Source organism: Nitratidesulfovibrio sp. HK-II (genome assembly GCF_003402415.2).
GTDB lineage: Bacteria > Desulfobacterota > Desulfovibrionia > Desulfovibrionales > Desulfovibrionaceae > Cupidesulfovibrio.
The window spans coordinates 2,707,357-2,733,659 of sequence record NZ_AP036014.1; the positions used below are offsets into that span (position 1 = coordinate 2,707,357).

At 68.7% G+C, this 26,303-nt stretch carries 21 protein-coding genes; 8 read left to right on the forward strand and 13 right to left on the reverse strand.

Translation table 11 applies throughout. The features are described from left to right. Positions 1 to 38: 38 nt before the first annotated feature. The 8 genes from RVX_RS11305 to RVX_RS11340 all read right to left on the reverse strand — a co-directional run bounded on the left by RVX_RS11305 (position 39) and on the right by RVX_RS11340 (position 11,452). Positions 39 to 1,616, reverse strand: a complete 1,578-nt coding sequence (locus RVX_RS11305) for an ABC transporter ATP-binding protein (protein WP_230404571.1) — start codon at positions 1,614 to 1,616, stop codon at positions 39 to 41. Between the two features lie 4 nt (positions 1,617 to 1,620). Continuing rightward, a complete protein-coding gene (locus RVX_RS11310; protein WP_007527436.1) occupies positions 1,621 to 2,541 on the reverse strand; it encodes an ABC transporter permease in 921 nt (306 codons plus the stop codon). A 7-nt stretch (positions 2,542 to 2,548) separates the two neighbouring features. Then, positions 2,549 to 3,622 carry an ABC transporter permease gene (locus RVX_RS11315; RefSeq protein ID WP_116305940.1) on the reverse strand — a complete coding sequence of 358 codons (1,074 nt, stop codon included), beginning with the start codon at positions 3,620 to 3,622 and terminating at the stop codon, positions 2,549 to 2,551. 27 nt (positions 3,623 to 3,649) lie between these two features. Continuing rightward, positions 3,650 to 4,792: a BMP family ABC transporter substrate-binding protein gene (locus RVX_RS11320; protein ID WP_116305941.1), complete on the reverse strand. Its 1,143-nt coding sequence runs from the start codon at positions 4,790 to 4,792 to the stop codon at positions 3,650 to 3,652. Between the two features lie 138 nt (positions 4,793 to 4,930). Next, positions 4,931 to 5,422: a xanthine phosphoribosyltransferase gene (gpt, locus tag RVX_RS11325; RefSeq protein ID WP_007527429.1), complete on the reverse strand. Its 492-nt coding sequence runs from the start codon at positions 5,420 to 5,422 to the stop codon at positions 4,931 to 4,933. Between the two features lie 303 nt (positions 5,423 to 5,725). Then, positions 5,726 to 7,615 (reverse strand): peptidylprolyl isomerase, encoded by a 1,890-nt coding sequence (locus RVX_RS11330; protein ID WP_116305942.1) that lies wholly within the window; start codon positions 7,613 to 7,615, stop codon positions 5,726 to 5,728. Positions 7,616 to 7,735: 120 nt separating this feature from the next. Next, entirely contained in the window at positions 7,736 to 9,661 is a 1,926-nt protein-coding gene (locus tag RVX_RS11335; RefSeq protein ID WP_116305943.1) for an aconitate hydratase, read from the reverse strand. A 276-nt stretch (positions 9,662 to 9,937) separates the two neighbouring features. Next, entirely contained in the window at positions 9,938 to 11,452 is a 1,515-nt protein-coding gene (locus RVX_RS11340) for a sigma-54-dependent transcriptional regulator (RefSeq protein WP_116305944.1), read from the reverse strand. A gap of 299 nt (positions 11,453 to 11,751) precedes the next feature. Between RVX_RS11340 and RVX_RS11345 the strand changes: the two genes are divergently transcribed. The 5 genes from RVX_RS11345 (at position 11,752) to RVX_RS11365 (ending at position 17,715) form a co-directional block, all read left to right on the forward strand. Then, the gene (locus RVX_RS11345; protein WP_116305945.1) at positions 11,752 to 12,852 is read left to right on the forward strand and encodes a glycosyltransferase; all 1,101 of its coding nucleotides are present in this window, start codon (positions 11,752 to 11,754) and stop codon (positions 12,850 to 12,852) included. 65 nt (positions 12,853 to 12,917) lie between these two features. Then, entirely contained in the window at positions 12,918 to 14,234 is a 1,317-nt protein-coding gene (locus RVX_RS11350) for an O-antigen ligase family protein (protein WP_116305946.1), read from the forward strand. Then, positions 14,234 to 15,304, forward strand: coding sequence for a glycosyltransferase (locus RVX_RS11355; RefSeq protein ID WP_116305947.1), 1,071 nt, complete (start codon positions 14,234 to 14,236; stop codon positions 15,302 to 15,304). The genes RVX_RS11350 and RVX_RS11355 overlap by 1 nt, the downstream gene beginning before the upstream one ends. Positions 15,305 to 15,425: 121 nt before the next feature. Beyond that, positions 15,426 to 16,532 (forward strand): glycosyltransferase family 4 protein, encoded by a 1,107-nt coding sequence (locus tag RVX_RS11360; RefSeq protein ID WP_116305948.1) that lies wholly within the window; start codon positions 15,426 to 15,428, stop codon positions 16,530 to 16,532. After that, the gene (locus tag RVX_RS11365; protein WP_420192309.1) at positions 16,525 to 17,715 is read left to right on the forward strand and encodes an aminotransferase class I/II-fold pyridoxal phosphate-dependent enzyme; all 1,191 of its coding nucleotides are present in this window, start codon (positions 16,525 to 16,527) and stop codon (positions 17,713 to 17,715) included. Before RVX_RS11360 ends, RVX_RS11365 begins: the two co-directional genes overlap by 8 nt. 125 nt (positions 17,716 to 17,840) lie before the next feature. Here RVX_RS11365 and RVX_RS11370 read toward each other — a convergent pair whose 3' ends face one another. After that, positions 17,841 to 18,962, reverse strand: a complete 1,122-nt coding sequence (locus RVX_RS11370; protein ID WP_230404577.1) for an HDOD domain-containing protein — start codon at positions 18,960 to 18,962, stop codon at positions 17,841 to 17,843. A gap of 311 nt (positions 18,963 to 19,273) precedes the next feature. Here RVX_RS11370 and RVX_RS11375 point away from each other — a divergent pair, with 311 nt between their 5' ends. From RVX_RS11375 to RVX_RS11385, 3 genes are all read left to right on the forward strand, one after another. After that, positions 19,274 to 19,729, forward strand: coding sequence for a hypothetical protein (locus RVX_RS11375; RefSeq protein WP_116305949.1), 456 nt, complete (start codon positions 19,274 to 19,276; stop codon positions 19,727 to 19,729). A gap of 411 nt (positions 19,730 to 20,140) precedes the next feature. Beyond that, positions 20,141 to 21,913: a sigma-54-dependent Fis family transcriptional regulator gene (locus tag RVX_RS11380; protein ID WP_230404579.1), complete on the forward strand. Its 1,773-nt coding sequence runs from the start codon at positions 20,141 to 20,143 to the stop codon at positions 21,911 to 21,913. 215 nt (positions 21,914 to 22,128) lie between these two features. Then, positions 22,129 to 22,884 (forward strand): FAD/NAD-binding family oxidoreductase, encoded by a 756-nt coding sequence (locus RVX_RS11385; RefSeq protein ID WP_116305950.1) that lies wholly within the window; start codon positions 22,129 to 22,131, stop codon positions 22,882 to 22,884. Between the two features lie 84 nt (positions 22,885 to 22,968). On the opposite strand, the gene RVX_RS11390 is transcribed toward RVX_RS11385, so the two are convergent. The 4 genes from RVX_RS11390 to RVX_RS11405 form a co-directional block, all read right to left on the reverse strand. Further along, the gene (locus RVX_RS11390; protein WP_116305951.1) at positions 22,969 to 23,304 is read right to left on the reverse strand and encodes a NifB/NifX family molybdenum-iron cluster-binding protein; all 336 of its coding nucleotides are present in this window, start codon (positions 23,302 to 23,304) and stop codon (positions 22,969 to 22,971) included. Between the two features lie 149 nt (positions 23,305 to 23,453). Further along, a complete protein-coding gene (gene thiE / locus RVX_RS11395) occupies positions 23,454 to 24,113 on the reverse strand; it encodes a thiamine phosphate synthase (protein ID WP_116305952.1) in 660 nt (219 codons plus the stop codon). Then, complete coding sequence (gene thiM, locus RVX_RS11400) at positions 24,110 to 24,913, reverse strand: hydroxyethylthiazole kinase (protein ID WP_116305953.1); 804 nt, start codon at positions 24,911 to 24,913, stop codon at positions 24,110 to 24,112. Before thiM ends, thiE begins: the two co-directional genes overlap by 4 nt. A gap of 106 nt (positions 24,914 to 25,019) precedes the next feature. Further along, positions 25,020 to 26,195 (reverse strand): PLP-dependent aminotransferase family protein, encoded by a 1,176-nt coding sequence (locus RVX_RS11405; RefSeq protein WP_116305954.1) that lies wholly within the window; start codon positions 26,193 to 26,195, stop codon positions 25,020 to 25,022. Between the last annotated feature and the right edge of the window lie 108 nt (positions 26,196 to 26,303).

Here is a 26,303-nt window from a genome sequence, read left to right on the forward strand (position 1 = left end):
GTGGCCCGCCGTTTCAACGCAATATTCACACGCGCGTTCTACGCTTCCGTTTCCGGCTCGCCGGGGCGCACCCCGGCCATCATCAGGCCGATGGCCTCCACCTTGGCGGTATCGTCCTTGTCGAACACGTCGATGAACCGGCCCCGGTACATCACGGCGATGCGATCGGCCAGTTCCAGCGCCTCGTTCAGGTCGCCGGTGACCAGCAGCACCCCGGCGGAGGAGCGCGCCTCCAGCAGCCTGCCCCACACTTCTTCCGTGGCGGAAATGTCCAGCCCCTGGGTGGGGTTTTCGGCCACGATGACTTCCGGCTTGCGGAAGAACTCGCGCCCGATGACCAGCTTCTGCAGGTTGCCGCCCGAAAGCGCCCGCGCGGACGCGGTGATGTCGCCGGGCTGCACGTTGTATTCCCACACCACCCGCTTCACCGCGTTGGTGGCCTCGGCGCGGTCCAGGAACATGCCCTTGGCGAACAGGTTGCGCGTGGTCAGCAGGAAATTGTCCACAAGGTCCAGCTGGCGGCAGGTGGCAAGGCCCTGGCGGTCTTCCGGAATGTAGGCCAGTCCGCGCCTGCCGGGAGGCCCGGCGAAAAATTCGCGCCACGGGCGGCCAAGGATGCGCACCTCGCCGGATGCGGGCCGGGCCAGGCCGCATATGGCTTCCACAAGCTCCTTCTGCCCGTTGCCCGCCACCCCGGCGATGGCCACGATCTCGCCGCGCCGCACGGTAAGCGACACGTCGGAAAGGCCCGGGCCGGAAAGATGCTCGACGGACAGCACGGTGTCCACCGGGGTCAGCCGCTTGGCGTCCACCTGCAGCACCACGTCGCGCCCCACCATGCGGTTGGCCAGCACGGTCTGGTTGGGCACGTCGGCCTCGCTGAACTGGTCCACCACCTCGCCCCGGCGCAGGATGGCGATCTCGTCGGCCACGGTCAGCACTTCCTGCAGCTTGTGGCTGATGAACACCAGTGCCTTGCCCTGGTCGGCCATGCGCCACATGGCCTCGAACAACTGGTCGGTCTCGCGCGGGGTGAGCACCGCCGTGGGTTCGTCCAGAATCAGCACGCGGCTGTCGCGGTACAGCAGCTTCAGGATTTCCACCCGCTGCCGCTCGCCCATGGACAGGCCGCCCACGCGGGCCGCCGGGTCCACCACCAGGCCGTAGCGCTCGGCCAGGGCGGCCACCTCGTCGCGCATGCGCGCGGGACGCAATACAAGATCGGGCGACTGGCCCAGCAGCACGTTCTCGGACACGGTCATGGAATCCACCAGCATGAAGTGCTGGTAGACCATGCCGATGCCCGCACGCAGGGCGTCGCGCGGCGAGGCGAACAGGGTGGGCTCGCCGTCCACCAGGATGGAGCCCGAATCCTGGCGCAGCTTGCCCGCCAGGATGGACATGAGCGTGGACTTGCCCGCGCCGTTCTCGCCAAGCAAAGCCTTGATGCAGCCGGGGCGGATGTCCAGGGTGATGTCGTGGTTGGCGCGCACCTTGCCGAAAGACTTGCAGATGCCTTCCAGCCGCACCACGGGCGGCAGGTGGGCGTGTGCCTCGCGGGCGCGGCAGGCAGTTTCCGGAGCCACGGCGGTGGGGGTATGCGGCGTATCGCTCATGGCATCATTCCTCGGGCTCGATGTTCACGCCCAAGGCGGCGGGCGCGGCGCGTCCGCCGCCGCGCGCCGACGAGGCCAGCAGCACCAGCACGGTCAGCGCGTAGGGCAGCATGAGCATCAGCGACGAGGGCAGGTTGGCCCCCATGGCCTGCAAGCGCAGTTGCAGGGCCATCACCCCGCCGAACAGGTACGCGCCGAACACGGCTCGGCCCGGCCGCCAGAAGGCGAAGATGACCAGCGCCACGGCAATCCAGCCGCGCCCGGAGGTCATGTTGTTGGTCCACAGATGGGTGTAGGCCAGCGAAAGGTAGGCCCCGCCGATGCCGGCCAGAAAGCCGCCCGTGAAGATGCCGCACCAGCGGATGCGCACCGGCGAAAGACCGGCGGCGGAAGCGGCGGCCGGGTGTTCGCCCGCGGCGCGCAGGGCCAGCCCCGGACGGGTGCGGGCCATGAACAGCCAGAACAGGGGCGGCAACAGGTACGAAAGGTAGACCAGCGCGTCATGCCGAAAAAAGATGGTCCCCAGCACGGGAATGTCGGCCAGCACCGGCACGGCGAAGGCCTGGAAGCCGGTGGTGGTGATGCCCACGTACGGCGTGCCCAGAAAGTCCGCCAGGCCCAGGCCCAGGATGGTCAGCGCAAGGCCCGACACCACCTGGTTGCCCTGAAAGATCAGGCAGACAATCCCGTGCAGCAGGGACAGCCCGCCCCCGCACAGCCCGGCGGCCAGCACGCCCGCCCACGGGTTGCCGGTAAGGTGGGTGGCCAGAAAGGCGGTGAACGCGCCCACGATCATCATGCCTTCCACGCCCAGGTTCAGCACGCCGGAGCGTTCGGTGAACATCTCGCCCAGGGTGGCGTACAGGATGGGCGTGCCCGACTGCACCGTGGCGGCCAGGATGGAAAGCAGCAGCGCGGTATCCATGTCCATGCTAGCTCCTCCCCTTCAGCGTGAAGCGGTAACGGTCGAAGAACTGCCCGGCCAGCACCGAGAGCAGGATCATGCCTTCCAGAATGCCCCCGAAGGCGGCGGGCACCTGAAGATCAAGCTGCAAATGCTCCACGCCCACGCGCAGCCCCGCCAGCAGAAAGGCGAAAAGCGCGATGGAGGTGATGCGCAGGCGCGACAGCCAGGCCACCACGATGGCGGTGTAGCCGTAGCCCACCATGATGCTGGGTTGCAGGCGGTTCACCGTGGCCGAGGTTTCGATGCACCCGGCAAGGCCCGCCAACGCGCCGCACAGTGACATGACCAGCAGCACCAGCAGGTTGTAGGGCATGCGGGCGTAGCGCGCGGCGCGGGGGTTTTCGCCCCCGGCCAGCAGTTCGAAGCCGAGGCGGGTGCGCTTCAGGAACACGGCCAGCAGTACGGCCACGCCCGCGCACACCGCAAGTCCCCAGTGCACCCGGCCCAGGGTGGCCGGGGAGATGGGCCCGATGATGGCGGCCTTGGGAAAGATGGCGGTCATGGGAAAGCCGAAGCTGGTCGGGTCCTTCCACACGCCGTAGACCAGGAACTGCAGGAACAGGATGCCGATGTAGTTGAACATCAGCGTGGAGATGATCTCGTTCATGCCAAAGCGCAGGCGCAGCACGGCGGGCACGGCCGCCCACAGCCCGCCCGCGACGGCCGCGCACAGGAACATCACCGGCATCATGGCCCATAGGGGCAGGCCCGGAAAGGTCAGCACCGCCCAGGTCGCGCCCACCGCGCCGAGGGCGAACTGTCCTTCGGCCCCGATGTTCCACACCTGCATGCGGAACGACACGGCCACCCCCAGCGAACAGAGAAAGATGGGGATGGATTTGAGCAGCGAGTCCTCGAGCGCGAAGGGTCCGCCGAAGCCGCCCGACCACAGGACCGCCAGCGCCTTCAGCGGCGGCTTGCCGTGCACGGCGAGCAACGCACAGCTGACCCCCAGCGAAACGACGAGGGCCGCGGCGAAAATGAAAAAGGAGCCCCACTGAAGGGGCTCCTGCCGTTTCACGACTCTGGGAAGGAACATGGACAGGGGGCTCCGGGTACGCGCCGACTACTGGGTGGAACCGACCACGCCTTCCACGAACCAGGTCATGCCCAGCATGTCCTGATCGGAAAGCACCTGGCCTTCGGGCACGCGCACGGCGCCGTTCTGGTCCTTCACGGGACCGGAGAACACCTTGTAGGTGCCCGCCACGATCTCGGTCTTGCGCGCGTCCACCTTGGAACGCACGTCCTGCGGCACCATTTCGCCGTAGGGGGCAATGCCCACGATGCCGGTTTCCATGCCGGGCCAGAAAGCGCCGGACTTCCATTCACCCTTGCGGACCTTTTCCACCACGTTCTTGTAGAACGGGGTCCAGTTCCACACGGCGGACGTCAGCAGCGACTTGGGGGCGAAATGGCTCATGTCCGAGTTGTAGCCCACGGAGTACACGCCGCGCTCCTGGGCGGCCTCCTGCGGGCCGGGGGAATCCTGGTGCTGGGCGATGACGTCGGCGCCCACGTCCAGCAGGCTCTTGGCGGCTTCCTTCTCGGTGGCGGGGTCGTACCAGGTCTTGGTCCACACCACGCGCACTTCGGCCTTGGGGTTCACCGCGCGCACGCCCAGGGTGTAGGCGTTGATGCCGCGAATCACCTCGGGAATGGGGAAGGCCGCCACGTAGCCGAGGATGTTCGACTTGGTCATGGCGCCGGCCACCATGCCGGTCAGGTAGCGGGCCTGGTACATGCGCCCGAAGTAGTTGCTCATGTTGGGCGCGGTCTTGTAGCCCGAGCAGTGCATGAAGGTGATGCCCGGGAACTGTTCCGCCACCTTCAGCGTGGGATCCATGTACCCGAAGCTGGTGGTGAAGATGATGTCGTAGCCCTTGCGCGCCATGTTCTGGATGACGCGCTCGGCGTCGGCCCCTTCGGGCACCGATTCCACGAACGAGGTGGTCACGCCGTCCATGTCCTCGATGGCCTTGCGGGCCTGGTCATGAGCCCACGACCAGCCCACGTCGCCCACGGGCGAAACGTAGACGAAACCGACCTGCATTTCCTTTGCGGGGGCGGCAGGGGCGGGAGCGGCGGCGGCGGGCTTCTGCTCGGCCTTGGGGGCCTCGGCAGGCTTCTTGTCTTCGCCGCAGCCGGTCAGGGCGGCCATGAGCAGCATGGCGGCAACCAGCAACATCGCGGATACGGATTTGCGCATCGGGAGCCTCCTCGGGGCTGGGTGGATGGAACGGTATACGGCTACGGACGGGCTGCCCGCCCGCCTTCTGGGGGCGTTACGGCCTGGATCTGCACGGACGGAAAAACCGCCTGCGCGCCAATGCGGGAAAAGAGATTTCTAGCCCGCTTCCCGCTGGTTGACAAGGGGCTGCACGTACTGCACCTCCGAGTCCCACGGAAAAAGAATCCACGTATCCTGGCTGACTTCCGTTATGTACGTGTCCACCAGGGGGCGCCCTTCGGGCTTGGCGTACACGGTGGCGAAGTGGGCCTTGGGCAGCATTTCGCGCACCGCCTTGGCCGTGCGCCCGGTGTCCACAAGGTCGTCCACCATCAGCCAGCCGTCGCCGTCGCCCTCCACGCCCTTCAGCAGTTCCAGGCGGCTGGCCTGATCCTGCCACTTGTAGCTGGTGATGCACACCGTGTCGATAAGGTGCACACCAAGCTCACGGGCGATGATGGCGGCGGGCACGAGGCCGCCGCGGGTGATGGCGATGATGCCGGTCCAGGGCCCTTTCTCCAGCAGCCGCCACGACAGTGCCTTGGCGTCGCGGTGAAGCTGTTCCCAGGTGACCGGAAAGACCTTGCGGTAGGAGTCTGCGGTGCGCACGACGGGTTCCTGCTGGTTGGGGAGCCGGTGCCGACGCGGCCAGCCATGCGGCGCGCCGTCGGGCTCCCGTTGCGGGTGACGCCTCCCTTGCCCTGCCCCGCCCGTGCTGTCAAGCGCTTACCCTCCCGCGCGGTCAGCGTGCCCCTGCCGCGCAGCCAGCAGCCTGGCCGTCTGACGGTCGCAGCCATGAAACGTCCGCAAGAGGCCCTGACCGCGCCAGGTCCCTGCCGCTGCTTCAAAACGAAAAGGCCGCCCTTCCACGGGGGAGGGGCGGCCTTGCATCTTTTCAATGAGGTACGACGGCTAGTCTTCGATGATCTTGGTGTTGCGCAGCTCGATCTTGGCCGCCGAAGACAGTTCGCCCACGAACACGCGGAAAAGTTCCTCGCGCTTGGCGGACAGCACGGTGGCGCGCACCGTTTCGGCGGCGGCGGTCCATTCGGCGTCGGTGGGACGCTGCACGTCCTTCACCCGGAACAGCACCGCACCCGCCGAGGTATCCACCGGCGCGGCCTGCCACACGCCGGGGGCGGCGGCGAAAGCCGCATCCACCAGGGCACGGCTCTGGCCGAAGGGCGCGATGACGCCGTTACGGCCGAACGGCTCGGCGGTCTTCACCCTGGCGGCGAGGTCGGCGGGCACGCCTTCGGCCAGCTTGGCCCCGGCTTCCTGCGCGGTCTTGGCGGCCAGTTTGGCGCCCTCCACGCGGCGCACCAGAGCGGCCACTTCTTCCTTCACCTTTTCCAGCGGGGTCACGCTTTCCGGCTGCGACTCCTGCACGGCGGCGATCATGTAACCGCCCTCGATTTCCAGCGGGGTGTCGATGACCGTGCCCGCCGGGGTGGAGAACACGGTGCTGATGGACTGCCCCTTCAAGCCTGCCACGGCGGCCGCGTCGGCGCGCGAGAACAGGCCGGTGGGCTTGCGCTCCAGCTTCAGCGCCTTGGCGATGTCCTCGATGGACTTGCCCGCTCCCGCCATTTCCAGGGCGGTATCCAGGGCCTCGTGCATCTTCTCGGCGGCCTTTTCCTCACCCAGGCGCTGGCGGATCTCGCCGCGCACCTCGTCCAGGGTACGGGTGCGTTGCGCCTCGCGCGCCTCCAGCTTGATGACGTGCCAGCCAAAGGCGGTGCGCACGGGCTCGCTGATCTCGCCCGGCTTCAGGGCGAACACGGCTTCCTCGAAGGGGGGCACCATCTGCCCGCGGGTGAACCAGCCAAGCTCACCGCCCTGCGCGCCGCTGCCCTTGTCGTCGGACAGTTTGGCCAGCGAGGCGAAATCCTTTCCCTTCTTCAACTGGGCGATGACGTCCACGGCCTTGGCGCGGGCGGCGTCGTCCTGCTCCTTGCTCACGCCTTCCTGGGCCATGAACAGGATGTGCCGGGCGCGCACGCGCTCGGGCGTCACGAAATAGGTGTCGGCGTTGTCCGCGTAGAAGGCGGCCACGGCCGATTCGGGAATATCCACGGAGGCGGCCAGGCTGGCCGGGGTCAGGGTGACCGCGTCCAGGCTGATGCGCTGCGGGTTGCGCCAGGCATCCAGGTTTTCGTTGTAGCGTTCGGCAATCTGCTCGTCGGTGGGGGTCACCTTGAGCACGTAATCTTCGAGGGGGAACAGCACGTATTCGATGGAGCGGCGCTCGCGGCCGTAGTCGAACAGGGCGCGGGCCTCATCGTCGGTGACCGAGGCGGACGAGGTCACCCGGTCGCGCAGCTTCTGCAACAGCATGTCGCGGCGGATGCCGTCCTCGAAGCGGCCGGGCGTGGTCTGCTGGCCCTTGAGCACCGCGCGGTACGTTTCGGCGTCGAACTTGCCGTCGCCGTTGCGGAAGGCCGAGATGGACTCGATGGAGCGGCGCAGTTCGGCCGGAGACACCGAAAGCCCGATGCGCGCGGCCTCGTCGGACAGCAGGCGTTCGGTGATCATGGCCTGCAGCACCTGGCGCTTGAGGCCCATCTGCTTCATGTCCTCGGCGGTGATGCCGGGGTAGCGGCCACGCAGGGCCTCCACCTGGCGCTCGTACTCGCGCCCGAATTCCTGCAGCGTGATGGGCTTCTTGTTCACCGTGGCGAGGGCCCCCGACGAACTGTTGTTCATGGAGCCCACGCCCCAGAAGACGAACACGAGGATGATGACGCCGAAGGCAATCTTCACGCCCCACGACTGCGCGTGGGCACGGATCAATTCAAGCATTGAGCAAACTCCATTGAGGTGTGCGCCAATGCCCCCCGGTGCGCGCGGCGGCGGAGCCGCCTTTGGCGTCGGGGGGCCGGGGGTGCCGGAGGCTTCTTGCCAAGTCCCGGCAAGGACACCCTACTGTTTTCTGGAAAGGCGGACGTGATTCAGCAATCCGCCTGCCCGGATAATATCCAATTCCTTCTGCGTCAAATCGTTCCGGACGCGGATGGCGCCCACGCCCTCCACCTGCACGTCCACCTCGCCCCCGGCGGTGATGGCCGCGGCGGGGATGGTCACCGCGCCGCCCACGGCCAACCTGTCGTAATCACCCCGGTCGCACAGGATCAGCGGCAGGATGCCGAAGTTGACCAGGTTGGCGCGGTGGATACGCGCCAGCGACCGCACGATGACCGCGCGGATGCCCAGGTGGCGGGGGGCCAAGGCCGCGTGCTCGCGGCTGGAGCCCTGCCCGTAGTTGTCCCCGGCCACGATGACGCCCACGCCCGCCGCCTTGGCGCGGGCCACGAAGTCCGCGTCCACCCGGCCGAACACGTGCTGCGCGATGGCGGGCACGTTGGAGCGCAGCGAGGTGATTTCCGCCCCGGCGGGCATGATGTGGTCGGTGGTGATGTCGTCGCCCAGCTTGATGACCACCTGCGCCTTCACCGTGTCGTCCATGGCGGTGAACTGCTCCAGGGCCACGATGTTGGGGCCGCGCAGCACTTCCACGCCGCTGCCGTCCTGCGGGGGGAAGGCGAACAGGTGCCGGATGGAGGGGGCCTTGGCCGGCAGTTCCGGCTGGGCCGGGGGCGTGCCCCAGGTGGCCGGGTCGGTGAACCGCCCGTGCAGCGCGGCCATGGCGGCGGTAAGCGGCGAAACCAGATACACCTTGGCGTCCTTGGTGCCGCTGCGGCCCTCGAAGTTGCGGTTGAAGGTGCGCACGCTGACCCCGCCCGACACGGGCGAGCCGCCCATGCCGATGCACGGCCCGCACGAGCATTCAAGAATGCGTACGCCCGCGTCCAGCAGCGGCTCCACCAGGCCCTCGGCGGCCAGCATCTTCAGCACCTGCTTGGAACCGGGCGAAACCATGGTGTCGGTGCCCGCGTGCACCAGCTTGCCGCGCAGCACCTCGGCCACCATGCGCATGTCCGCGTAGGACGAGTTGGTGCACGAACCGATGGCCACCTGGTCCACCGCAAGGCCCGCCAGTTCGGCCACGGGCACCACCCGGTCGGGCATGTGCGGCTGGGCCACCAGCGGCGCCAGCGCGGAAAGGTCGATGACGATCTCGTCGTCGTAGGCGGCGTCGGCGTCCGCGCAGAGTTCCTTCCAGTCGGCCTCGCGGTCCATGGAGGCCAGGAAGGCGCGGGTGCGCTCGTCGCTGGGGAAGATGGAAGCCGTGGCCCCCAGTTCCGCGCCCATGTTGGTGATCACCGCGCGCTCGGGCACGCTCAGGGTGGCCACGCCCGGCCCGGCGAACTCGAACACCTTGCCCACCCCGCCCTTGACCGTGAGCAGGCCCAGCAGGTGCAGGATGACGTCCTTGGCGGAGGCCCAGCCGGTCAGGCGGCCTTCCAGGCGTACCTTGACCACACGGGGCATGGAGATGAAGTACGGCTCGCCCGCCATGGCCAGCGCCACGGACAGGCCGCCCGCGCCCATGGCCAGGCTGCCGATGCCGCCCGCCGTGGGGGTGTGGCTGTCCGACCCCACCAGCGTGGCGCCGGGCAGCGCGAAATTCTCCAGGTGCAGCTGGTGACAGATGCCGGTGCCGGGGGGCGAGAAGATGACGCCGTGCTTCGCCGCCACGGTGCGCAGAAAGCGGTGGTCGTCCGGGTTGCGGAAGCCCATCTGCAGGGTGTTGTGGTCCACGTAGCTCACCGAAAGGTCGGTGCGCACCCGGTCAACGCCCATGGCCTCGAATTGCAGGTAGGCCATGGTGCCGGTGGCGTCCTGGGTAAGGGTCTGGTCGATGCGCAGGCCGATCTCGGCCCCGGGAGCAAGCTCGCCGCTGACCAGATGCGCCGCGATGATCTTCTGCGTCAGGTTCAAGGACATGATACCCCTCGTGAGTTCGGCGTTGCCGGTATGGCGTGCGCGCCCGCGCCGCCCGTATGCTGTTCGTCCGGCGGACCGAAGGACCTTGGGACATGTAGGCCGCGAGATTGCGGGACGCCCCCCCGCTGGGGAAGCCGTGACCCGCGAAATATCGGGAAAAGCGGGCACGGGCGGTTTCCGAAACGGACGCCACATGCCGCGACCGCCCGCGAACCCGCTGGGGGTTCCGGGCGGTTTGTCCGGTGTAGTGCACATCACCGCGGCCCGCAAGGGGCGTCAGGCAACTTCTATGCCCATTCCGCGGTATTCGTTGAGCTTGTTGCGCAGGGTACGCACCGAGATGCCCAGCAGCTCCGCCGCCTGGGTGCGGTTGCCGGAGGTGACCTCCAGCCCCTTCAGGATCATGATGCGTTCCATCTCGTGCAACGGAATGACCCCACCGGGGAAGGAGCCGCCGCCTTCGTGACCGCTGCCGGGCGTGGCCCCGCCCACAAACCCCGCGCCAGCGTCCGGGCCCTCGGCCCCGGCGAAGGCGGCGTCCCCGCCATCGCCCGCCGCGCCGACGCCGTCGGCACCGTTTGAACCGAAGGGCAAATCGCCCTCGTCGAACAGCGGCCAGGTGTCCGGGTCGAGCAGGAAATGACGGGTGGTGATGGGCCGCCCCCCGGCCAGCAGCACGGCGCGTTCCATAAGGTTCTGCAACTCGCGCACGTTGCCGGGCCAGTCGTAGCGTTGCAGCCATTCCTCGGCCTCTGGCGCGAACTCGGCGGGGGCAAGGCCGTACTCGCGCACGTAGGTGGCCGCGAAGTGGCGGGCCAGCACCAGCACGTCGCCGCCGCGCTCGCGCAGGGCGGGCAGGCGCAGGGGAATGACGTTGAGGCGGAAGAACAGGTCCTGCCGGAACTTGCCCTGCTTCGCCCAGTCGTCCAGGTCGCGGTTGGTGGTGGCCAGCACGCGCACGTCCACCTTCACCGTCTCCGTGCCGCCCACGCGGTCGATCTCGCCTTCCTGCAGCACGCGCAGCAGCTTGGCCTGCAGGCCAAGGTCCATCTCGGAAATTTCGTCCAGCAGGATGGTGCCGCCGCTGGCCAGTTCGAACTTGCCCAGCTTGCGGGCGATGGCCCCGGTGAAGGAGCCCTTCTCGTGGCCGAACAGCTCGCTTTCCAGCAGGTGCTCCGGCAGGGCCGCGCAGTTCACGGCCACGAAGGGGCCGTCGGCCCGGTCGCTCCAGCCGTGCAGGAACCGCGCGAACATCTCCTTGCCGGTGCCCGATTCGCCGGAAATGAGCACCGTGGCGCGAGAGGGGGCCACCTGCCGGGCCAGGGCCAGCACGCGCCGCACGGCGGGGTGGTCGCCCACGATGCGCGGCACGCCGGGGCGCGGCTCCGGCGTGCGGCCGCCCAGAGTGGACGAGGGGGCCGCCGGGGCGGGGGCGCGGCGCGGCGCGGGCAGCGCGGCAACCACCTTCTCGAACAGCAGGGGTTCCAGCCAGTAGTCGCGCGCGCCCAGCGACAGGCAGCGCTCGGCTTCTTCGGGCGATCCCTTTTCAGTGAACACGATGACGGGGGGAAAGGCGGGGTCGTCCGCGCCCACGGCAAGCAGGTCGTCCACCTTGTATCCGGGCAGGCTGGGCCGTGAAAAGATGACGGCCGGGCCGGACTTGCGGATGAAGGCGGAGGCACCCTTGAGGTTCTCGGCGATGCCGACCTCGAACCCCGCATCGCGCAGCTTGGGGAAGATTCGGGTCACGGCGGTGGCCGGAGCGAGGAATAGTATGCGCCGGGCGGACATGTTGTACCTTGTACCCGCAACCTTAAGCTTTATCAACCGATGGAGTGCGGGCCCGCCCCCATGCGGACGGAGTGTGCCGAATGCAGCCGGATGCGGCAGGATACAGGCGAATACGGCCATACGTGGCCATACGTGGGCGGACGCGCCCCGGCGCACCCGCTCTCCAGGTCAGCAACCCTTGACCACGCGGCGGGCTGCGGGTAGGACCGTTCAGCATTCGCGCCCCGGCCTCGCCGCCGTGGCCGCGCGACGGCCGGGCTTGCGCGCACCTGCCCGGAACCATCAGCCGGAACCATCAGATGAAGATCGCCTACCTCGTCGGCGGGCTGCCCTTTGGCGGCGTGGAAACGTGGCTGCATGACCTTGCCGGGGAATACCGCAACAACGGCCTTGTCGACGCCCGCATCTACAACCTGTCCGGTACGGGCGAGATGCATGCGCGCTACGTAAAGGACGGGCTGGACGTGCGGTGCGTGGGTTCGGGCATCCGCGCCATCGCCTCGCACCGGCTGGATACCACGCTGCGCCTGCGGGCCATGCTGCGCGAATTCGCGCCCGACATCATCCACACCATGCACATCAGCGCCAATCACCACGGCCGCATCGCGGCCCTGGGGCTCGGCATTCCCGTGGTCACCCACCTGCATAACGTCAAGCGTGAAAAGCGGCTGCACCGCAGGCTTTCCGACAAGCTGCTCTCCTACGCCACCGCCGCCTACATCACGGTATCGCACGCAGTGGCCGAAGTGCTCGCCGCAGACCACAACGTGGCCCGGCGGCCGGTGCGGGTGTTCCACAACGCCATAGACCCGAAGCGGTGCGATCTGCCGCCCATGGACCTGCGGGCGGCCTACGGCATTTCCGGCCCCGTCATCCTCTCGGTGGGCCGGTACGTGCGGCAGAAGAACCTGGATCTGCTCATCCGGGCCGTGCGCATTATGCACGATCAGGGAATGCCCGCCTCGCTGGTGCTGGTGGGCGAAGGGGTGGAGCGGAGCCGCCTGGAGGCCTTGAGGGACGACCTGAACCTGGGCGGACATGTGGTGCTCACGGGCTTTCGTTCCGACGTGGCGGCCTTTTTCAGAGCGGCCGACGTGTTTGCCATGCCCTCGGATTTCGAAGGCTTTCCCATCGCCCAGATGGAAGCCCTGTATTGCGGCATGCCCTGCGTGGTCTCTCGCCATGTTCCCTCACTGGAGGTGGCCGCCGACGCTTCGCTGGTGTGCGAAACCGACCCGTCCGACATCGCTGCCAAGCTGTTGGCCATCCTGCGCGACGATGCGTTGCGTGCCCGGCTTTCCGAGGCCGCCCGGCGCATCGCGGAGCCGTTGACCATGCCGCGCTACGCCGAACGCCTGCATTCCTTCTATACGGAGTTGCTGGCGGGCAACCTTCGCTGATACATAACGACAGTCCACCGTACTCTCCCCCTCCCTGGGGGCATACTTCAGGCCAGTGAGCATTCATGGCATCCCTTCGCGACAGCATCTTCTCCGCCCCGGCAACCTTTCGCCGCGCTTCCGACCCGCAGCGGGCGAAATGGGCGCGTACCGCGCTGTTCTGGCTGTTCTGGCTGTCCATCGCCACGTTTCCGTTGGGGCAGGCCTTTCGTGAGACCGGGCCCATCCTCTGCCTGACAGCCCTGCTGCCCTACCATTACTGGGGCTACAAGCAGTCCACCCTGCGGCGCTTTCCGCTCAAGTGGCTGTTCATGGTCTTCTACGGGCTCATCTGCGTGAAGACGGCCATCTCGCTGGACCCGCGCCAGAGTTTCGTCTACGTGCTGCCCAACGTCTGGAAGGGTTTCGCCCTGCCCTTCATCGCCATGGAGTGCGCGCGCGATGCGCGCGACCTGCGGAGGCTGGTCTGGGCCTTCGCCATCGTATGTTGCTACGAGGGGCTGGACGGCGTGTACCAGCACGCCACGGGGTATGACCTCATCAACCGCACCGCCATCATGGCCGGGCGGCTCACCGGATCGTTGTCCACCTACCGCGTGGGCAACTACATCGCGCTCACCCTGGTCCCCGCCGTGGGTGTGTGGTGGGTGCTGCGCCGGTCATTTCCGGCCCTGGCCGCATGGAAGCGCGCCGCCATCACGGCGGCTCTGCTGGCCCCGGGCCTGTACCTGCTGGTCTTCGCCCAGGCGCGCAGCGGCTACCTGGGCTTCGCGGCGGCCTTGGTGGTGCTGTGGGTACTGCTGTTTCGACCTCGCTGGTACTGGCTGGCCTCGCCCGCCGTCCTGCTTGCCCTTGTCCTGCATTTCGGCCCGCACCGCATCAGCGTGGAGCAGGCCATGCGCGACGGACGCATCGAACTGTGGGACATGGCTTGGCAGGTCATTCAGGCCCGGCCCCTGACCGGCTGGGGCATGGGCATGTTCGGCCCGGCCTTCAAGGCATTGGATCTGCATCCGGTGGTCAACTCCACCAACATCCAGCACCCGCATTCCATGTACATCCAGTTCGCCGTGGACACCGGGTTCGTGGGGCTCGGCATCGCGCTGCTATTCCTGTACGGCATGCTGTTCTGGGCGGGCAGACACCACCTGCGCCACCTGCCCGCCAGAACCGGCGACGCCAACGGAGAGATGTGGACCCTTGGCGCGTTCTTCGTGGCGGGGTGGGTCTGCTACCTGGTCGAGGCCCTGTCGGCCCACGACTTCCTGCGCACGTGGTGGATGGCCGTATCCATGGGCCACCTTGGCGTCATGATCGGGGCCACGGTCAACGCCCTTGACAATGCGGCGCGCCCGGCTCCCGCTCCCGGCGGTCTCACCTGATGCGCATCGCCTTCGTCAACGCCACCCGCAAATGGGGCGGGGTGAAGACGTGGACCCTCGACTTCGCCGAACGGCTGGCCGCCTTCGGCCATGACGTGCGCGTATACGGCCGCCAGCCGGAATTCGTGGCGGAGGCCCGGCGCCGCGTGGGGCACGGCGCGCCGGTGAATTTCGGGTGCGACCTCAACCCCGCAGCCGTGGCACATTTCCTGCGCGCCTTCCGCCAGCAGCGCACCGACATCGTCATCCTGAACATCGGCAAGGACCTCGCCACGGCCGGGGTGGCGGCGCGACTGCTGGGCATTCCCGTGGTCCAGCGCATCGGGCTGCCCAACGACATCCCCGCGCGGCTCAAGACGCGCCTGCTGCATGCGTGGGTGCGGCCGGTTTTCCTGTGCCCCTGCCGCTACATCGCGGACGGCTTCGTGCACAGCCTGCCCTACGTAAACCCCGCCGACGTGCACGTGGTGCTGAACGGCAAGACGCCCTCGACGGCTCCCCTTGCCGCGCATGCGCCCCGTAGGCTCATCGCCACGCAGCAGCTGAACCCGGACAAGAACCACGAAACACTGCTGCGGGCGCTGGCCGCCATCAATGCGCCCTTCGAACTGCACATGGTGGGCACGGGTTCCGAGGAAGTCCGCCTGCGCGGATTGGCCGCATCGCTGGGCCTGGCCGATCGGACGCTGTGGCACGGCTTTTCCACCGATGTGCCCGGCCTGCTGGCCCAGGCGGACATCTTTCTGCTGGCGTCACGCAGCGAAGGGCTGCCCAACACGCTGCTGGAGGCGCTGGCGCAAGGCCTGCTGCCAGTGGCCCGCGACGTGGGCGGCGTGCGCGAGGTGTTCACGCCGGAGCTGGAACGCTGGTTGCTGCCCTACGATTCGGGCCCCGACGCCTTCACGGATGTTCTGCGCGCCGCGCTGACGCTGTCCGACGACGACCTTCTGGCAGCCAGGCTGGCCGCCCGCGAGGCATGCCGCACACGCTGCGCCCTTGACGCCAAGGCCCGCGAACTGGAAGGCTGGCTCGCCGGGCAGATTGCCGCCCATGCGGCACACCGGGCGTAGCGCATCACGCTTCCCCGTCTGTCTCGCAGGCACCCGGCGCGCACACGCCACCGTCCCAGAACCGCAAGCCCGGCCCACACCGGCCACTCCAGCCAAGGGCAGGCCAACACGCCACCACGCCATGCACATCATCCTGCTCACCTCCTCCTCCACCAAAAGCGGCGGTTCCCGCCAGGCCCTGTACCTTGCCGAAGGGCTGGTCGAACGCGGACACCGGGTCACCTTCTTCACCCCGGCGGGGGCCACGCTGCGCAATCTTTCGCCGGGCATCCGCTGGGCCGACCTGCCGGACCGCACGTCCCGTTGGGATGCGGCGCTTGCCGCCGCCTTTCCGGAAAACGGTCCGTGCGTGGTGCAGGCCTTCCACAACAAGGCGGTGAAGCGCCTCGCCTGGCTCGGCCTGAAATGGCGCTTGCGCGGCCGCAAGGTCGTATGCGTCGGCTATCGCGGCGTTGTGTTCCGTCCCGGCAACCCCCTGCCCTACTGGTCGCCCGGCATCGACGCCTTCGTGGCCAATTCCGAGGCCTGCGCCAGTGTGTTGCGCGGCATGGGCGTGGGCGCTGGCCGGGTGGACGTCATCCGCAACGGCATCCCCGCGGCGCGCATGGAGTGCCGCACCGCGCCGGGTGAACTGCGCGCAGCGCTGAATCTGCCCGCAAGCGGCCCGGTGATCGGAACCGTGGCTGGCGACAAGCAGGTCAAGGGGGTGGCCCCGCTGCTGCGGGCCTTTGCCGCGGCCCGAACCATGGACAGGACCTCCGGCGACACCTCCCTCACGGATGCGACGCTGCTGGTGGTGGGCGTCACTCCGGAACGATGGGCCGCGCAGTGCACGGAACTGGGCATAGCCGACCGTGTGCGCATGGTGCCGCCCACCCACCTGGTGGCCGACCACTTGCGCCTGATGGATCTGTTCGTGCTGCCCTCGCTCTCGGAATCCATGCCCAACACCCTGCTGGAGGCCATCTGCGCGGGCCTGCCCGTGGTGGCGTCGAACGTGGGCGGCGTGCCGGAACTGGTCAACGGCAACGGGCTGCTCGTCCCCGCCGACAGCGTGGACGCGCTGGCCGACGCCCTGCGCTCGGCCATGGCCGATCCGGCGCGCCGGGCGACATGGGCCGGGGCCAGCAGGGCCATGGCCCCGGAATTCTCGTCGGCCGCGCGGGTGGACCGCTTCGGAACGCTCTACCGCAGGCTGCTGCGCCAACGCGGACTTGCCGATGACTGACCGGAAAGGACACGCCGCGCCGCCATCTGTCGCGTTACCCGACCAGAGCGCGCACGGCGGCGAGGTGTACCGCGTGGCACGGGAACTCGGCGTCGCGCCGGAAGACATCCTGGACTGCGGCAGCAACGGGTTCGCCCATGCCGTGGACCTGACACGGGCGTTGGTGGAGGCGCAACCCCATCCCTTCGAGCACTACCCCGATCCGGACTCCACGGCCCTGCGCCAACGGCTTGCGGCGCACGAGGGTGTTTCGCCGGGGCAATTGCTCGTGGGCAACGGTTCGTCCGAACTCATCTGGCTGGCGTTGCGCGTGCTGCGCCCCACGCGCGTTACGCTGCTCGGCCCCACCTTTTCCGAATACGTCCGCGCCTGCGAGACCCACGCCATTCCATGGAGAGTGCTGCACGGCGACCCGGCCCGGGCGCTGGATGCGCCCCCCCCCGGATCGGCCCCCGCACCGGGCGAGGGCGGGCGGGAACTCGCCGTGCTCTGTTCGCCCGGCAACCCGTGCGCCCTTTCCGCGCCGGACCTGCCAGCACTGGTGGGCGCGCTGGCACGGCAGGGCTACGGCACGGTGCTGGCGGACCTGACCTACCGCGATTTCCTGTGGGAAACACCACCGCACGCCGGACATTACTGGACAGCTCTGACGCGGGAATGCCCGGCTAGCGCAGCGTCGGCCGCAACCGTGGTGCTGGGGCTGCACAGCTTCACCAAGTTCTTCCACTGCACGGGGATACGCCTTGGCTACCTTGCCGGGCCGGCCCCCCTGCTGCGCGCGCTGCACGCGGCCCGCCCACCGTGGATGGTCGGTCCGCACGCCGAAATCATGGGACAGCGCTTCATCGACGCCTTGCCCGCCTACCGAAAGCGCCTGCCTCTCCTGCGCGCGGACCGCGCCGCGCTGCTGCGGACCGCCAGGGCCACGGGACTGTTCGATCCGCACGCGATGCTCGAAGGCCCCAGTTTTCTCACCTGCCGCATCCATCCCGACCTTCTGGCGCGCGGCGTCACGGCCGGTGCGCTCCGCGCGGAGTTGCTGCGTCACCGGGTGCTGACGCGGGCCTGCGACAACATTCCCGGCATGCCGCCTGGCTACCTGCGCATGCAGGTGCGCCCCGCCCCGGATCACACCCGCCAAGCAACGGCTCTGGGCGATGCGGCCCGCGCGCTGCGCGCCTGAACCCGCATCGTCAGTCACTGCGAAGGCAAAAAAACGGGGCGGAGCGTCCCCACGAACACCCCACCCCGGCATGAAATGCAGCGCCGACCCGCCGCAGGCTTCAAGGGCATGCGGACAGAAGCCCCCTACCCCCGCGCCCCCGCCCCGAGCACCGCGTACATCTCGTCCACCCCTTCCAGCAGGGCGTCGCAGGCGGCGTCCAGGTCGTGCGCCGAAATATTGCACGCGGCCACCGCGTCGAGGTCCAGCGGCTGCACGCAGTCGTCGCCGGTTCCGCCGAAGCCGAAGCCTTTCACCGCCTCGTCGGCCAGGTGCACCAGAAGCGCCTCGTCGCTGGCCGGGGACTCTGACGGGGCATGATGATGGCATACCGCGCCCAGCAGCACGGCAGGCAGGTTCCAGCGCCGCAGCATGGCAGCCCCCAGTTCGCCATGGGTCATGCCCAGTTCCGCCCGCTCCGCCTCGGTCAGCGTCTGCCCGAGGTCGCGGCAGCGGTCCAGCACCCGTTCCGCCCCGGCGGGCCAAACGGCGCAGATGGCCAGCCAGCCCATGTCATGGAGCAGTCCGGCCACGAAGTAGCGCTCCGGGTCGTCGCGCCCCAGCCGCGCGGCCAGCGCTTGGGCCATGAGCGCCGTGGCCACAGAATGCAGCCAGAAATCGTGCAGGTTGACCACATGGGGCGGCCGCTCACGAAACAGCCCCAGCACGAAGGTGCCGAGGGCCAGCGAGGTCACCCGGCGGGTGCCCGCCGCCGCCACCGCGCGGGTCACAGTTTCCACGGGGGCGCGAAAGGCGAACAACGGGCCGTTCACCAGCCGCAGCAGCGAGGCGGCCAGCCGGGGGTCCTTGGAGATGATGGCCGCCAGTTCCTCGTACGAGGGTTCCTCGCGCTCCATGGCGTGCTGCAGTTCCAGGAACACCTGCGGCAGCGCGGGCAGGCGGGCTCGTTCGGCCAGTCCGTCGATGTCGCCGGGCACCAGCCCCGCATTGGCCTCGTGCGTCACTTCCGGCGGCAACGGCATGCGCGGGGCGGGAGGCTCGCAGGAAGCGCCGTCGCGCAGCGCCTGTGCCAGCGAATCCACGGCCCTGCGCCGCAGCAACGACAACAGCGGGTGCGTCGCGCCCGAAAGCCGGAACCGCCGCGCCACCGCCTCCTCGGCCAAATCCTGCGCATCGCGGCCGCAACCGCCCTGCATTCCCAGCCCCATTGCCTGCGGCACAACCACCCCCAAAAGGATATCGGACACGGGATCATCCACTGACGCCTTTCCCATACGCCAATTGCCATCGGACGCAAAGCCCCGCCCCCGGTGGCCTGGTCACGGTGGTCTCCTTGCGGCGCTACCCCCCTTGCGCAACGCGCCTCGGCCATGGCACGATACATAACGGCGCAACTATGCCATCAAACCCCACAGCCGCTACGGCTGGGCATGCCGTGCAGCCGTGGCTGACCGCTGGTATTCGCCGCATCCGCAACACGTCCATGGCGTTGCGTCCGGCGCCCTGTTCCGGTGCATCGGCCTGCCTGCACGGCTCCCGCGTCCCCCGGAGGTACGTGATGAAACTGGCCGCGTTGATTCCTGGCCTGCTCGCTGGCCTGCTGACATTCGCCTTCCCCGCCATGGCGCAGGACGTGACGATATCCAAGGGGGCCAACGGCGAAATCGTCATCACCGGCGGCAAGAGGACCCCGCCGAAGCTGGAAACCCCCGCCGAAGCAGAAGCGCGCCGTACCGCCCAGGAACGGGCGTTCGAGACAGGGACCGCCAACGTTCTTCGTCAGCAGGAAATGCAGGAGCGCAATTCCGGCAACCAGCCCCTGTTCGAAAAGGTTCCCCCGCCGGCCGCCGACATGCCGCGATACGACACGGCGCAGACGGACATCGAAGTACAGGGGGAACGAGCCATCTACTACGAGCGCAAGGTGTACAAATCACGCGGCGCCTACATGCGCGCCCGCGACAAGGCCATGCAGGAACGTCTGGAAAGGACGCAGCAGAAACCGCAGGAATGATCCCCCGCCCCACGCCCCAGTCCCACACCGCCCGCCTGCCGGGTTTGCGCAAGACAAGGCCCGTGTCAGGCCGTGCGCAAACCATCCGCCGACAGTTCGCATGGCCTGAAAATGCCAAAACCCCGGTAGGGGAAACCGGGGTTTTGTCGAATGAAGCGACTGAATCATAAGCCCGCACGCGAGGGAACGCACGGACTCGGCACCGAAAAGAACGGCAGCACCGAACTTTCGTGGCAGACAATAGCACAACCCGTGCCAGACAGGTGACACGGCTCCCGTCGGCGAATGGCAAGGGATCCCCGGTCATGGGCACGCACAGCGCGCTTACGAAATTTCGTTGTTGACGAAATTTCGTAACGATATATCGTAAGCACGTCCGTGTCCGTCAATTGCCTTATCCACGAGCCGCCCATGAAAACCCCGCCCCCCCTTGAAGCGCCACCCGGCACGCACGGCGCGCCCGCCACGGAAACCCCGCACGGCTCCGCTCCGGAACCCACGCTGCCCCACTCCGTGTTGCAGCAGTTCGACATCAGCCCGTTCCTGGACATGATGCTCAACGTGGCCCAGGAACGCACGGTGGAAGGCCTGCTGGAACTGACCCACCGCGTCAACCGGGGCACCCACGTCATGTGCGGGTGCATCTGGTTCGTGGATGCGCCTTCCACCACCGGAGGGGGCGAGGGAGAGGGCGATCACGTGCTGCGCCTGATGACCGTGGCCGGGCACACCGTGACCCCCGTGCGCGAATGGCGGCACGCCGAGGGCACGTACGCCCTCGTGCCGCTCACGGAGCAGTTGGTGGGCATGGTGGCCGCGCGCGGCGAACCGGCGTGGGGAGCCTCGCCCGAGGAATGGACCCGCCCCGCCTGGGCCGTGGATGAATCCATCCATGCCTACGCCGCCTACCCGTTGCAGTTCAAGGGCAACATGATCGGGGTCATGGCCGTGTTCTACGACAGGCCCATGCGCGGCGTGCTGGCCGACCTGATGCTGCTGCACCGCAAGATGCACAAGATCTTCGCGGACTCGCTGTCCGCCGCCGTGGTCAACGCCCGCTCCTTCGAGGAAATCCAGCACCTGCGCCGGGCCCTGGAACTGGAAAACGAACACCTGCGCGGCGAGGTGCGCCGGGCCCGCGCCCCGCACGCCATCGTGGGCGACAGCCCGCCCCTGCGCCGCGCGCTGGAGCAGGTGGACATGGTGGCCCCCACCGACGCCACCGTGCTGTTGCTGGGCGAATCGGGCACCGGCAAGGAACTGGTGGCCCAGGCCATCCACGACCGCAGCCAGCGCGCGGCCGCGACGCTGGTACGGGTGAACTGCTCCGCCATACCGCGCGAACTCTTTGAAAGCGAGTTCTTCGGCCATGTGAAGGGCGCGTTCACCGGGGCCCTGCGCGACCGCGTGGGGCGCTTTCAACTGGCCGACGGCGGCACCCTGTTCCTGGACGAGGTCGGCGAGATTCCCCTGGAATTGCAAGGCAAGCTGCTGCGGGTGCTGCAGGAGGGCGTGTTCGAGCGGGTGGGCGAGGAACGCAGCCGCAGCGTGGACGTGCGCATCATCGCCGCCACCAACCGCGACCTGCGGGCCGACGTGGAGCACGGGCGCTTCCGGCAGGACCTGTTCTTCCGGCTCAGCGTGTTTCCCGTGGCCCTGCCGCCCCTGCGCGCCCGGCGCGAGGACATTCCCCTGCTGGCCCGGCATTTCGTGCGCGCCTCGTGCCGCCGCCTGAACCTGCCGGAACCGCGCGTCTCCCATCGCCAGATGGCCGAGATGCAGGCCTATCCCTGGCCGGGCAACGTGCGCGAATTGCAGAACGTCATCGAACGCGGGGTGATCATGGCCGAGGGGGGCAGGCTGGTGCTGGACCTGCCGCCCGAGGGCACCGTCACGGGCACCATGGCCGCGCCCGGCGGCGGGTGGGATGGCGGCACGCCCTCCCGTGCCCCGACGGCTGCCGTGCCGCACGGTCCCGACGCCGCCGTGGACGAGGGGGAAACCGGCGGCCAGGCCATCATCCCGGAGGCGCAGTGGCGCGAACTGCAGCGCGCCAACATCGAACGGGCGCTGGCGGCGGCGGGCGGACGGGTGCACGGCCCCGGCGGCGCGGCGGAACTGCTGGGGCTGCCGCCCACCACCCTGCAATCGCGCATGAAGACGCTGGGGCTGCGCACGCGTTGAAGCACCCGGCCATCTTGCGCCTGCATGCCGCGCCCACCGTGCGTCCCGCAGGCTCCATCCGGGACCAATGGTGATTTTTCCGCGCACCCGCTTGTCACGCCCGCCGCGCTGGGCGAAGATGCGGCACGGTTCCCCGTTTCCCCCGGCCGACGGATACCGGCGGGGGTGCCGACCACCGGCAACGACGGGACGCCCGCACAGCCCAGGAGCACCGCATGAGCGACGATACCAGCACCCTCAAGGGCCGCAAGGCCCGCATCCTGCGCACCGTGCGCGAGGACGACAACACCACCTCCGTGTACATCGACACGGGCGACGACGAACGCTTCCAGAATTTCCGGCCGGGCCAGTTCGCCACGTTGCGGGTGATGGAGGAGGACGGCTGGAGCGCGGCCCACCCCTTCACCATCGCGGCCGCGCCGGGCGAGACCGTGCGCCTGACCATCCGGGGCAAGGGGCGCTTCACGTCGGAACTGGTGCCGAGCCTGCGCGACGGCGATGAAGTTCATTGCGCCGGGCCCTACGGGGTATTCTGCCGCGACATCGAGCGGCAGGAGCAGATCGTGATGATCGCGGGCGGGGTGGGCATCACGCCGTTCCTCAGCGTGCTGCGCAGCTTCGACCTAGCCGGGGCGACCAACCGGGTGGTGCTGTTCTGGTCCAACAAGACCTACGGCGATGCCTTTGCCGCCGAAGAACTGGAAGGCATGACCCGGCGGCTGGACCTGACCGTGGTGCACGTGCTCACGCGCGAGACGAGCCCCCACCACTACGCCGACCCGGAACTGCCCGGCGTGCACTTCGAAAAGGGGCATCTTTCGCGCGAGATGCTGGGCCGCCACGTGCAGTCGGCCACCTCGTCGTTCTACCTGTGCGGCCCCGGCCCCATGCAGCAACACGTGCTGGCCGAACTGCGCGCCTTCGGCGTGGATACCGGCGGCGTGGAGACCGAGCAGTTCGTCTTTACGTAAGCCGGAAGGTCAGCGCTGGCACACGACCGGCCCGCCGCCACCCGCTACGGGGCCGCGAGCCCTTCACCAAGACTGCATGCCCGCCTACTGACGGGGTGCGCTGCCGGTCAATTCCCTGTACCGGGCGACCGCCTCGCTGACCAGACCGCTGCTGGCCGCCAGCACCTCGATGCCCGCCTCGGCCAGCGCCAGGCGCGCCTTGGGGCCGCATTCGCCGCACAGCACCACCGTGGCCCGCGCGGCGAACAACAGTTGCGCCGCCTGACGGCCAGCGTCCTCACGGTCGTCGCGGTGCGCGTTGCGCACGGAGACGACGCCTTCCGTTTCGGTATCGGTCACCACGAACCATTCCGCCCGGCCGAACACGGGCTCCACGTTGCTGTCGGGCCTGGGCCCGTCCGCCGCCACCGCAATGCGCATGGCTTCTCCTTGCGTCGTTTGGGTCATTGCCGCGCCATCCCGGTGCGCGGCCGCCACGGCTTGCGTCGCGCGGCCCCCTTCGCACCGGACAGCTTGCGGTCAGTCTGCGATGCCCCTTGCCAGCGGGCCTCTGCCTGCCACGTCCATATCTACCACCCCCTGACGGTGCGCACAGCGCGGCGCAGTTCCGCCGCCGCCCGTTCCGGGTCGTCCGCCGCGCACAGCGCCGAAACCACGGCCAGCCCGTCGGCTCCCGCCGTCAGCACCGACGCGGCGTTGGCCGCGCCGATGCCGCCGATGGCCACCAGGGTGCGCCCCGTGGCCGCCCGCAGGCGGGCCAGGCCGTCCAGCCCCCACGGCGGCGCGGTGTCCGTCTTGGTGGGGGTGGCGAACACCGGGCTCACCCCCAGATAGTCCACGTCCAGTGTTTCCGCCTCGCGCGCCTGGTCCATGGTCTCCACGGACAGGCCCACTAGGGCCGTGTGCCCCAACAGCGCCCGCACCTCGGCGGGATGCATGTCGCCCTGCCCCACGTGCACGCCGTCGGCGCGGCAGGCCTGGGCCACGTCCACCCGGTCGTTGATCAACAGGGGCACACCGCGCGGGGCCAGCAGCGCCTTCAGCGCGCGGGCCAGTTCCACGAATTCATGCGTGTCCGCGTGCTTTTCGCGCAGCTGCACCACGGTCACGCCGCCCGCCACGGCCGCAGCCACCACGTCGGCCAGGGCACGGCCCCGGCATAATGCGCGGTCGGTGACCAGGTACACCCCGTAGTCCACCTCGCGGCGCACGGCGGCCTCCGCATTCATGGACGGGCCACCCGCACGCGAGAACGGATGTCCGCCTCCGTCACGCTGTACAGGGCGTCGATGAAATGCATGGCGAAACTGCCCGGACCGGCGGCGCGCTCCGCCGCCATGCTTCCGGCGGCGGACATGGCGGCCATGCCGCTCACCGCGCCTTCCAGCAGGCTGGCGGCCACGGCGGCATGGGCGGCCACCAGCACCGTGGCGGTGCAGCCCATGCCGGTAACGCGGGGCATCAGTTCGTGCCCGCCGGTGACCAGCACCACCTCGTCGCCATCGGTAACCAGGTCCACCGGGCCGCTGACCACGGTGACGCAGTGGTGGCGGCGCGACAGGGCACGCGCGGAATCCGCCGCGGCGTGCGCGTCGCGGGTGGAATCCACCCCGCGCGTGGCCCCCGCCGCACCGGCCAGGGCCATGATTTCCGACCCGTTGCCGCGCACGATGGACGGTCGCACCCGCTCCATGAGTTGCGCCGCCGTGGTCGTGCGCAGCGCGGACGCGCCTGCTCCCACCGGGTCGAGCACCACGGGGATGCCCCGGTCGCGCGCGGCCGCCCCGGCCAGGAACATGCTGTCGATCCACGGCGCGCTCAGGGTGCCGATGTTCAGCACCAGCGCGGAGACGATGTTCACCAGTTCCGCCATCTCTTCGCGCGCGTGGGCCATGATGGGCGAGGCCCCTGCGGCCAGCAGCGCGTTGGCGGTGACATTCATGACCACGAAGTTGGTGATGCTGTGCACCAGGGGCGCTTCGCGCCGCACGGCGCTCACATTGCGCCAAATCTGCTCGGTGTGGGGCATGGGCTCTCCTTCCTGATGCGGTTCCCGCCGCACCCCCTTGTCCGGCGGGCACGGCGGACATGAATGGCAGGCCGCCACCGGCCGTGGCCAAGGCGGCCCGCCACCGCTAGCTCCGGCAGTTCCCCAGATATTCGCGCAGGCACTGCCCAAGGCGGGCGATGCCCTCGTCGATGAGTTCCGGGCTGGAATTGGAGAAGTTCAGGCGGAAGGTGTCGTCGGTCTCATCCACGTAGAACGGCCGCCCCGGCACGAAGGCCACCTTGCGCTCGATGGCCTTGTGGAACAGCGCCTCGGCCGAAATGCCTGTGGGCAGGGTGCACCACAGGAACATGCCGCCCTCGGGCTCGGTGTAGGACACCTCTTCCGGAAAGTGCTGGCGGATGGCCTGCACCATGGCGTCGCGCTGCGCGCCGTAGCGGGCGCGGATGGACGCGATGTGCGTGTCCACGTCGTTGTCCACGAGGTAGCGGTGCAGGATGCGCTGGGTAAAGCCGGGGGTATGCAGGTCGCTGGCCTGCTTGGCGGTGATCATGGGGTTCAGCACCTCCTGCGGGGCGCACACCCAGCCAAGGCGCAGCCCCGGCGAAACCACCTTGGAGAACGAGCCCAGCAACACCGAGGGCGCGTTCATGTACGCTCGCACCGGCGGCAGGTGCTGCCCCATGAAGCGCAGTTCGCCGTAAGGGTTGTCCTCCACCAGCAGGCAGCCTGTCTCTGCCATGATCTCGGCCACCTCGCGGCGGGTCGCCTCGTCGTAGGTGATGCCGGACGGGTTCTGGAAGCTCGGCACGGCGTAGAACACCTGCGCGCCCTTGGCCGCCTGGCGCAGGGCCGCCGTATCCACCCCGCGCGGGGTGAGGGGCACGGTGACGAAGTCCGGCCCGAACACGGCGAAACACTGGATGGCCCCCAGGTAGCCGGGGCGTTCCATGACCACCTTGCCGCCCCGGTCGATGCACGCCTTGGCCACCAGGTCCAGGGCCTGCTGCGAGCCGGTGGTGATCAGGATGTCGTCGGGCGTGACGTTAATGCCCTGCCGCTTGTAGCGGTCGGCGATCCACTGCCGCAGGGGCGGAAAGCCCTCGGTGGTGGTGTACTGCAACGCTTCCGGCCCTGCCTCCTCCAGCACGCGGGCGGCGGCATCGGCCACCGCGTCCACCGGGAACGACGCCGGATGCGGCAGCCCCCCGGCAAAGGAGATGATGTCCGGTTGCGCCGTCACCTTCAGGATTTCGCGGATGTAGGAACGGGGCACGCTTTCCATGCGTTGTGCAAGACGCATCGCTGAATCCTCCGCCGCCCTTTGGACGGCACGTATGTATGCGGGCAACCGGCCCGCGTGGGGTCTGCCGAATACGCGGCGAAACCGGATAGACAGTCCGTATTCACG